The organism is Rhizobium alarense (assembly GCF_021555155.1).
GTDB classification, from domain to species: Bacteria; Pseudomonadota; Alphaproteobacteria; order Rhizobiales; family Rhizobiaceae; genus Rhizobium_D; species Rhizobium_D alarense.
The window spans coordinates 1-1,128 of the sequence record NZ_JAKGBU010000183.1 but is presented as its reverse complement, the minus strand read 5'-3'; the positions used below and the strand labels follow the sequence as shown (position 1 = coordinate 1,128).

Below are 1,128 nucleotides of genomic sequence, written 5' to 3'. Positions count from 1 at the left end.
TGCCGGCGCGCGGACGCTACCGCAGCGTTTAGCCTGGTCGCCGCTCATCGCCGGGTCGCAGCTCTGGCTCGTCGACCAGATCGTCCAGCTCAATTCCGGCGGGGCAATGATACCGGCCGGGACCGTCACGGCGCTTGTCGGCACGCCGCTGCTCTTCGCTTTCCTCATGCGCCTGCGGACGCTGCCGGTCAGCGGAAACGAGCCGCCGCTGATGTCGGCCGGGACGCGCGGCGCAGCGGCGGTGGCATTGCTGGCACTTGCGGTGGCGGCATCCGCCACCCTGTCGTTCCTGCTCGCACGGGGTCCGCTTGGCTGGACACTGGTGAACGCGGCGCAGCTTGCGGACCTCTCCAGTCTCAGGATTCCCCGGATCGTGGTGGCGCTGTGCGCGGGAATGATGCTCGGCATCTGCGGCACCCTGCTGCAGCGGATGACGACAAACAGCATGGCGGCTCCGGAGGTGCTCGGCGTCTCCGGTGGTGCGAGCCTCGGTGTCCTCGTCGTCTTCGTGGCGACGACGGCCGTCGACCGGGTCGCCTTCGCACTTGCGGCAATGCTTGGCGCGTTCATCTCGCTCGCCTTGGTGCTGTTCGTCGCAGGGAAGAAACGGCTTTCACCGGAAAAACTGCTTCTCGCCGGAGCTTCCATGACGACGCTCGCCGCGGCGCTGGCGGCGCTCGTCCTTGCGACCGGCGACCCGCGAACGGATTTCCTGCTCGCCTGGCTATCCGGTTCCACCTACACCGCGAATGCATCCCAGGCGTGGGCGGCGGCGGCCGGGCTCGCATGCCTTGCGGTGCTCGCGCCCTTGTCGTTGCGCTGGCTTGCGGTCCTGCCGCTTGGAGAAACCGTGTCGCGGGCGCTCGGCATCGGTCTGGTGGCAGCGCGCAGCAGCATTCTCGTCCTCGTCGCGATCCCGACGGCGCTCGCAACTCTGATGGTCGGCCCCCTGAGCTTTGTCGGGTTGATGGCGCCGCATTTCGCGAGACTGACGGGATTTCGCAGGCCTGCCACAGAATTGTGCGCGGCGGCGCTTTACGGCGGATTGATCCTCGTCGTTGCGGACTGGCTCGGCCGGACGCTGATCTTCCCATGGCAGGTTCCCGCAGGTCTGCTCACGGCGCTTGC

At 67.9% G+C, this 1,128-nt stretch carries 1 protein-coding gene; it reads left to right on the top strand.

The window, feature by feature from the left end; all coding sequences use genetic code 11:
* Nucleotides 1-1,128, top strand: a 1,128-nt coding sequence (locus LXM94_RS25895; RefSeq protein ID WP_235774764.1) for an iron chelate uptake ABC transporter family permease subunit, incomplete at both ends; no start/stop codon positions are given.